This is a genomic window from Sneathiella sp. (assembly GCF_041689005.1).
Lineage (GTDB): Bacteria > Pseudomonadota > Alphaproteobacteria > Sneathiellales > Sneathiellaceae > Sneathiella.
In genome coordinates, this window is record NZ_JBDNHC010000145.1 from 78,931 (window position 1) to 86,501 (window position 7,571).

The following is a 7,571-nucleotide window of genomic DNA, read 5'->3' on the forward strand; positions in this document are numbered from 1 at the left end:
AAATTGATGAAGCTGCCTTTTCATCGTGGTTTAGCGATTATATTTTTCCACTAGAAACCACGAACAGGTTTTTCAGCTCCGATATTTCGCTATCTGAAAAGCCAAATTCATTGAGAATTTCGTTGGTATGTTGCCCTAATGTGGGCGGGGGGTACCTGTTGGAACAGGGTGTTTCCGAAAACTTCATTGGAAAACCAAAAACAGATAGTTTACCGGCAACCGGGTGATCAATTTCCTGTATCATGTCACGATGGAGAACTTGAGGATGACTCATGATTTGCTCAATCGTATTGACCGGCGCGAGTGGCACGTCGTTGTCTTCCATGAGGGAGACCCACTCATCCACTGTTTTGGTTGAAAAACGTTCTTGCATAATTGGAATAAGTTCATCGCGATTTTTCACACGCTCAACATTGGTAATGAAAAGTGGGTCACTTGTCAGGTGCCCCAATTCCATAGCCACCGCAGCGCGTTGCCAAATGCGGTCATTAAATGCGGCGAGTGTTACCCAGCCATCGCTTGCCTGAAAGGCCTGATACGGTACAACGCTGGGATGACCCGATCCCGACTTGCCGGGCACTTCCTTTGTCGCCCCAAATGCAGTCAGAAGATAAGAAAGGTATGCCAGTTGACCGTCCAATAACGACGTGTCAACAAGTTGCCCTCTCCCCGTTTTCTGTCGGGCCTGCAATGCGGCCGTAATCCCTAACGAGGCAAACATCCCCGCTGTTAAATCGCATATGCTAACGCCCGTACGGATGGGGCCACCGCCTACTTCGCCGGTTACGCTCATTAGGCCACTAAAGGCCTGCATATATATATCTGTTGCAGGTTTGGTTGCATAAGGACCGGTCCTGCCAAACCCCGTGATTGAACAATATACAAGCGACGGGTTTAGTTCGCAGAGAGCTTCATACCCAATGCCCCAGCGATCCATAACTCCGTGTCGGTAATTTTCTAGCACGACATCTGCGGACTTCACCATTTTCCGGAAGATGTCCTGACCTTCCGGCTTTCCCAAATCCAGCACAATACTTCTTTTATTTCGGTTGGCACTGGCAAAATAGGTACTTTCACCATTTTTGAATGGTGGCCATGCGCGGCTGTCATCCCCCAGTCCCGGAGGTTCGATTTTGATAATATCCGCGCCCAAATCGCCGAGCATTAACGAACATAGGGGGCCGGCCAAGGCGCGTCCAAGATCAAGGACCTTTATCCCATGCAGAGGTTGCTCCGCGACATCAATCATTTCTTGATCCTTTCAAATTCTGCAAAACGCCAGATGGATCAACCTGAGTGCGTAAAATTTCCAAAACGTCATTATCCGGCAATGCTGTGGTTGGCACATTTTCTGGCACGATCATTTCGGCACCCGTATTATCAAGCACCTCTTCAACGGTATGTCCCGGATGTACCGATCGCAAACGCAGGCGCTTTGTTGCATCGCAAAAATCCATTACGGCAAGGGGACTGAATACCAGTGCCGGCCCTCCCCCAACTAAGCCAAGAGCTTCGCGTTCGCCCGGCCCGCTGCCGTAGCCCATCGCGGTTACGTAATCGAGCTTGTTGACGAATGACCTCCGAGAATGCTGTTGCATATAAATAAAATATCGACGGGCTACTGAGCCGGCGTAGGACAAACCCGCTCCACCAGGGCCCTTCAGCTTTGGTGCCTTTACATCTCCTATTGCCGTCATATTGAGATTGCCATAACTATCAACCTGCATCCCGCCCGCGAAAAACCAATCTCGCGGAGTACGAAAAATAGACATGAAATGTAGCACTGATTCTGCGCCGGCGTATATATTCCGGTAATCGGTCGTTGAGTGAAATAGAGGTGCTGGTGGTCTACCCACATTGTTTGTGACGAAGCCAGCTGCACTGGTGATAATCATAAGGTTAGGGGCATGCGTCAATTGGGCCAAACGGGCTGCGGCAAGGGGAATTTCGCTCCGCGCCCCGCCAGGAGATCCTATTTCGCCGTCATTTAGCTCTTTGCTGAGAACAAAAGCCGCTAACTCCGGCCAGGCAACGGAAGTATTCTTACTAGACATAAATTTTCGCCCTCGCTGCAACTACCGACATTAATTTTACATGTTTTTCCAGATAGGCCTCGTGATCAGGCACCGACATGATATGGTTTTCTATATAGTCGCGCATACTCTGCTCACTTTTTGCGGCATTTACATATTCGAGTATTGCTGCTTCATCGAATTGATAATTCCCGTGCGAAGAACAAGGATAAGCACCGTAAGGTGCCTCAATTACGTGATCGACCAAAATGCAGGAAATATCTGTACGGAAAGGATCACTTGTAAAACTGACATTAGGCATAACCTCATCAACAGTCGCAATGATTTTACCTCCCCCCTGTCTTGTTGCCTCGGCGATAATCAAATCCCCAAATGAGTAACCGGCATATCTGAGATTGCCGTATTTATCGCCGGCGGCGGCGTGAATAATTGCCAAATCCGGCTTCAACGCGCCAACAGCCATAATTGGCTCACCCGTGATATGGTCTTTTACCAATTTGAGATCCGGGTTTAATTTGTGTAAGTCTGTGCCCACACCCGCTTTGGCAACACCGGACGGGAGTTTCCGTGATGTTGCCTCTAAAGCCGCGAGAAGATGTGTTTCATCACATTCCCAAACGCGAATTGTGCCTTCGCTGGCAGCTTTGCGAAAGCCGGGCGCCAATCCAAGATATTCAAATCCCATATAAGGGACCCTCACCTCTGCGACACATCCGGCAGATATGAGCAAATCTACGTCTAGGGAAGCTTGGGGGACGGAAACTACGGTTAGATCTTTCACCTGACGACGGGCAATCTCCCGAACCAGATGCATGGGCTTATTATGAAAAAGTGAGCCACCAATGATGAGTGTCTGGCCATCTTCCAAGCCCTCAAGAGCAACGTCGACCGAGCTCAATTTAACGGAGCGAGTTTCCACAAAATCCTCCCAAATATTTACAAATCGTCTATTTTGTTCTATATAAAGAACAGTATTCTATATATACTACATCTATCATCGCTTAAAAAACCTGTCAACTTAATGCGGTGACAAATTTGTTGCCCAATGGGCTTGACGAAGTTATGCGTAAATCAGCTCTTACTGGAGAATAATATGGTTCATAAAGATACAGAGAATCCCAAACGGTATTCGGTTCCGGCTGTTGAACGTACTATTCGGATATTTCACTACCTGAAGTCCCATCGGCGGGCCAGCGTCTCAGACATTGCTAATGATTTGAATATAACGAGAAGTAATTGCTACGCTATTCTAAAAACCTTGCAGGCACACAGTTTTATTTTATTTGATTTCGAATCTAAAAAATACTCTTTAGGACCAATTTTTCTTGAATTTGTTCGAACCATTACACGGGATTTAAGCTTAATACATGCCTCAAGGCCATTTCTGTTGGGATATGTAGAGAATACGGGCCTTAGTGTCATACTAGGACAGCGTGTTAACCTCACACGTCTTCTGGTTATTGATAGACAGGACTGTGCCGACGACGTGCGGGTAATCATTTCGATAGGCACCAGAATTCCAATTACGCATAGCGCGTCTGGAAGAGCGCTCCTTGCTTTTTTGCCATCAAAAGAATCTAAAGAACTTGTAGAAGCTGTTCCGGTTCAGCGCTTAACCCCCCGCACAATTACAACGCCTAAAGAAATCATTGCTGATCTGGTCAAGATCCGAGCGCGAGGGTTTGCCGTTGGCCACGGAGAAAATCAAGAAGGCATTGATGCCATAGCTGCTCCAGTTTTCGATGCAATGGGCGTGCCTGTCGGAGTTATTGCAAGTGCCGCAACTACCTCCACATTAAGCAACGAACGGCTTCAGCAATCTGGTGACGCTTTGCGCAATACTGCTGACGAGATCACGTTCGCGATCGGCGGTACCTTCCCATCTGATTTAGAGGCCTTATAAGTAGAGACACTGCTGGTGTAAATTTAATTGGTCGAGAACAGGGTCTTACTCAGATCCTGCCCCCGACCATCAAATTATTCGTATTTGGAAACTGCATCACGGAACTGTTTGATAGCGTCCTTCGCAGGCTTTCCTCTTTCTTCTAGAACTTTCGCCCAATTATCAATAACGGGCTCTAGCTCAGCATGTAGGGCCGTGGCTTCATCACCCTCGATTACATGAATTTTTGCACCGTTGCTTTTTAGCGCTTCCAGAGCTTCGGAATTCATTTTGTCACTATAACTGCAAAGTGCATCACCTGCATATATAGCCGCATCTGTAAGTGCTTTTTTGATTTCAGGATCAAACGCGTTCCATTTTTCAGTGGTAATACCATAGGTAACCGTTGTACCCCCCAAGTTTACCCCCGTCAGACCATATTTCATTAATTCATCAAGTCCGTACGGCGGCAACCCAATATAGGCAAGCATGGCACCGTCTAGCGTACCCCGTTGAACAGCCTCGAAAATTTCCGGGCCACTGAGCCGGATTGGTGTCGCGCCAAGCTTCGTCAGTGTTTCATGCTTCGCATCACCCGATGCATAAAGCTTTAATCCTGCAAGGTCCTTGTATGAATTTAGTTCCTTTTCAGAGGTCATAACTGAATAAGGTGCCAGCATATTCGTAAATAGTACATGAAACCCTTGTGGTTTATACTCTTGCTCGTAAAGAATACCACCTGGAGCTGTCAAATCTGCGAGCGCTTTTGATCCGGAACAAGCCGTATTGAACATACCCGGTAGCTCACCTACAGCAGATAGGGGCAGCTTCTCCGGGACATACGCAGGGATAATGACTCCGATATCGGCAACACCAGCTTTGGTGAGGCTCATGACATCTTTGGCTTTGCCAAGTTGCTGAGCAGGAAAATATTGAAACTCAATACGCCCGTCGCTCAGTTCAACGGCCTTGTCCATCCATATCTGTGTTCCCTGTAACATTATGTAGTGTGTTGTTGGAAATATATCCGCAACCTTCAACACGACCTTCTCTTCAGCAAACGCCGCCGGAGAAAATACTGTACCAAGAACGCCCGCACTTAAGATAGCTAACCATGAAACCGCTTTTATTTTCTTTATCATTATATCCCTCCGTTTGTTCTATATAAAGAATTCTATTCTCTCAGTACAACATACTGCAATAAATTTGTCTACCACTCTTTAAGTAGACTCCGGCTCAGTTTTAGTGATGACGGAAACATGTGATCACATGGGACCGGTCTGGAAGATTGAATTGTATGGAGGATTTAAATCTTGGGCCTTTAGATTATGATGCTGAAAAGGCTAACATTAGATTCTATCCATTAGCGTCCATAGTTGACAGCACCTGTGGCCGAGACAGCGCGCGATCAAGACAGATACATAGAGCCCTCCATTCCCCGTCTCTTGCCTTTTCAATATCCTTGCGAGGGAGAGCAGCGCTAATGAGTGGAGAGTAAGATTTATATGCTGCCTAGATGTTGCCTTTATAAATAAGCGCTCATAAATTCCGCCCCCCTAGAATGGGGAAATTTATCTAACCATTTATACTAAATAATAAAATTATGGTGACCCCGGCACGATTCGAACGTGCGACCTATTGATTAGAAGTCAATTGCTCTATCCAACTGAGCTACGGGGCCGTTCCTTGGGCGGCGGGCGGTTTAGCCGCGCACGCGCGAATAGGAGAAGTTTTCTGCATAGGCTTTCAGATGCAGCTTTCGTTGTTTCGGCTCGAACACAGTGTAGTCAATATTGTTGGCTTCGCAGAAGGCGATTGCACCTTCCTTATCGTCAAAATCAATGGTCACCTGCGCGTTCGTATCGCGTGAGCCGGTCCAGCCCATCAATGGTTCAATATACCGCTGACATTCCGGGGCGAATTCGAGGCGCCAGTGCCGAGTGCCCTTGCGGCCCGACTGCATAGCATTTTTAGTCGGTTTGAATATTCTCGCTTTTAGAGCCATCACGCCTTTACTTTCTCATATGTTTGAAAACATCTGCCGGCACGTAATCCATATCCCCACCACCGGGAGCCTCCCAGTAGAGTTCAAGCGTTGAGCTGTTTCTTTTCTCGAAATATTTTATATGGATCGGATACCAGCCCGGCTCCGTAATCTCAAGCACTAATTCATCAGAAAAACTGTCCCCGTGAACCGTCGGGTCCTCAAAGATCAGTTTATCCCCGATAGAAAGCCAAACGCCGTCGTTTGATTGAACCATGAAGGTATAACGACCCGGTTTCTCAAGATTGATAAACCCGTGAATATCCGCGGCAACGAAATCACTGCTGTCCGAAGTCAGGACATTACCGGCCCCGACCTGGTAGTTCAGCATCGGGATGGGTTTTCCGTCAAACCCCTTCTTGTAATTCATCCATTCATCAAATTCACTCATCTTGTTGATTTCCGCGCCGTAATATTTCACGGCAAGGCCCGGTTCCAATTCACCAGCCTCCGGCTGCGGGGAAGCCGGGGTCAAATCGGTAAAGGGCGCGGCATGTCCCGTGAGTGCAGAAAAGAATACGCCTGCGGCGAGCAAAATTGCCGCCGAGTGTCGTTTTGCAAATAATTTTGTCCCGGAAATCATCGTTCATCGCCCCCAATAGCCTGTTTAAGATGAAATATAGGCGTATTTTAATGAAAAAAACGGTAACGGCAAATGAAAGCGGCAATTGTCCGGCATTTATCGCGAGGAACGCTGGCACTTATGCGGAGTATTTGCATGGGAAAAAACGCGCAAGATACTGACATGCAAAGGTTTCGATTGTGGTCGGGGCGGCAAGATTCGAACTTGCGACCTCTCGCTCCCAAAGCGAGCGCACTACCAGGCTGTGCTACGCCCCGTCCAGTGAGGTGATGATCTATACTATCGGAGCAGCGGCTGCAAGCGAATGATCGAAAAAAAATGCAGCTTTGTGACTACCGGATCGGGGAGGCAGGGAAACGATTATCGGCCCGCACGCACAAAATGAAAGAGAGCATCGGCCTTGAAAACCGTTTTCTGGCCGACTTTGAGATCCCCTCTCACAAAAATTACTGATTTCGTACGCCGAATGACATCGGTGTGAGCTTCAATCCAGTCGCCTTCCCGCGCCGGCGATAGAAACTCCGAATTCATCTTGATTGTTACGCTATAGCGGCCTGTTCCGTATATCGCGGCCCGGGCCAGGGCATTATCGGCAAAAGTCATCAGCATGCCACCATGAACGAACCTCATGCTGTTCAGATGCTTTTTCTCTGCCCGGAAGGCCCGGATAATCGTATGTTCATCAACAATTTTTTCAAAAAATGGCCCATTATTGGCGGTAAAATGAGCGGATCTCTCGACTTGGACAAACCCCTCAGGAACAGGCCGCTGACCGGTTATTATTTTTGTCATCACTGATCCGCTATTTAACTGTTAGTCGTTACCAAAAAGCCGGTGATGCACAGTATCACCGACCTCCACTGAATGTTCCCTCGCAAACCCCCCATTTACCTCAAGAACCGCCCTCACCAACCCACCGGGCGTAATCACCTTGAGCGAACCGGGTTCCGCCTGCTCCTTAATATAGAAAATTTTGCCCGCTTCATCCAAAAACAGCATGTCGAGGGGAATATTCGTGTTTCTCATCCA

At 47.7% G+C, this 7,571-nt stretch carries 9 protein-coding genes and 2 tRNA genes; 1 reads left to right on the top strand and 10 read right to left on the bottom strand.

What is annotated here, in order from left to right; all coding sequences use genetic code 11:
- Window positions 1-37: 37 nt before the first annotated feature.
- Genes ACESNI_RS16535 through ACESNI_RS16545 form a run of 3 tightly spaced genes read right to left on the bottom strand, consistent with a single transcriptional unit; the run spans window position 38 to window position 2,952 of the window.
- Window positions 38-1,249, bottom strand: coding sequence for a CaiB/BaiF CoA transferase family protein (locus ACESNI_RS16535; protein WP_373089007.1), 1,212 nt, complete (start codon window positions 1,247-1,249; stop codon window positions 38-40).
- Window positions 1,242-2,054 (bottom strand): CoA-transferase subunit beta, encoded by an 813-nt coding sequence (locus ACESNI_RS16540; protein WP_373089009.1) that lies wholly within the window; start codon window positions 2,052-2,054, stop codon window positions 1,242-1,244. Before ACESNI_RS16540 ends, ACESNI_RS16535 begins: the two co-directional genes overlap by 8 nt.
- Window positions 2,047-2,952 carry a CoA transferase subunit A gene (locus tag ACESNI_RS16545; protein ID WP_373089011.1) on the bottom strand — a complete coding sequence of 302 codons (906 nt, stop codon included), beginning with the start codon at window positions 2,950-2,952 and terminating at the stop codon, window positions 2,047-2,049. Before ACESNI_RS16545 ends, ACESNI_RS16540 begins: the two co-directional genes overlap by 8 nt.
- A 174-nt stretch (window positions 2,953-3,126) precedes the next feature.
- On the opposite strand from ACESNI_RS16545, the gene ACESNI_RS16550 reads away from it, so the two are divergent.
- A complete protein-coding gene (locus ACESNI_RS16550) occupies window positions 3,127-3,936 on the top strand; it encodes an IclR family transcriptional regulator (RefSeq protein WP_373089013.1) in 810 nt (269 codons plus the stop codon).
- 74 nt (window positions 3,937-4,010) lie between these two features.
- On the opposite strand, the gene dctP is transcribed toward ACESNI_RS16550, so the two are convergent.
- From dctP to ACESNI_RS16585, 7 genes are all read right to left on the bottom strand, one after another.
- Window positions 4,011-5,057, bottom strand: coding sequence for a TRAP transporter substrate-binding protein DctP (gene dctP, locus ACESNI_RS16555; RefSeq protein WP_373089015.1), 1,047 nt, complete (start codon window positions 5,055-5,057; stop codon window positions 4,011-4,013).
- Window positions 5,058-5,519: 462 nt separating this feature from the next.
- Window positions 5,520-5,596: transfer RNA gene (locus ACESNI_RS16560), tRNA-Arg, on the bottom strand.
- 21 nt (window positions 5,597-5,617) lie between these two features.
- On the bottom strand, window positions 5,618-5,920 hold the full coding sequence (locus ACESNI_RS16565; protein ID WP_373089029.1) for an ETC complex I subunit: 303 nt from the start codon (window positions 5,918-5,920) through the stop codon (window positions 5,618-5,620).
- Window positions 5,921-5,927: 7 nt separating this feature from the next.
- Window positions 5,928-6,542 (bottom strand): PA14 domain-containing protein, encoded by a 615-nt coding sequence (locus tag ACESNI_RS16570; protein WP_373089017.1) that lies wholly within the window; start codon window positions 6,540-6,542, stop codon window positions 5,928-5,930.
- Between the two features lie 180 nt (window positions 6,543-6,722).
- Window positions 6,723-6,799, bottom strand: a tRNA-Pro gene (locus tag ACESNI_RS16575).
- 103 nt (window positions 6,800-6,902) lie between these two features.
- Window positions 6,903-7,334 carry a PaaI family thioesterase gene (locus ACESNI_RS16580; protein WP_373089019.1) on the bottom strand — a complete coding sequence of 144 codons (432 nt, stop codon included), beginning with the start codon at window positions 7,332-7,334 and terminating at the stop codon, window positions 6,903-6,905.
- 21 nt (window positions 7,335-7,355) lie between these two features.
- A partial coding sequence (locus tag ACESNI_RS16585) for a DUF192 domain-containing protein (protein WP_373089021.1) occupies window positions 7,356-7,571 on the bottom strand: 216 nt, incomplete at its 5' end.

Bases quoted from the DNA above. Each gene is read 5' to 3' on its own strand.
- ACESNI_RS16550 (WP_373089013.1), top strand. From the start codon at position 3,127: ATGGTTCATAAAGATACAGAGAATCCCAAACGGTATTCGGTTCCGGCT.
- ACESNI_RS16570 (WP_373089017.1), bottom strand. From the start codon at position 6,542: ATGATTTCCGGGACAAAATTATTTGCAAAACGACACTCGGCGGCAATT.
- dctP (WP_373089015.1), bottom strand. From the start codon at position 5,057: ATGATAAAGAAAATAAAAGCGGTTTCATGGTTAGCTATCTTAAGTGCG.
- ACESNI_RS16565 (WP_373089029.1), bottom strand. From the start codon at position 5,920: ATGGCTCTAAAAGCGAGAATATTCAAACCGACTAAAAATGCTATGCAG.
- ACESNI_RS16535 (WP_373089007.1), bottom strand. From the start codon at position 1,249: ATGATTGATGTCGCGGAGCAACCTCTGCATGGGATAAAGGTCCTTGAT.
- ACESNI_RS16580 (WP_373089019.1), bottom strand. From the start codon at position 7,334: ATGACAAAAATAATAACCGGTCAGCGGCCTGTTCCTGAGGGGTTTGTC.
- ACESNI_RS16540 (WP_373089009.1), bottom strand. From the start codon at position 2,054: ATGTCTAGTAAGAATACTTCCGTTGCCTGGCCGGAGTTAGCGGCTTTT.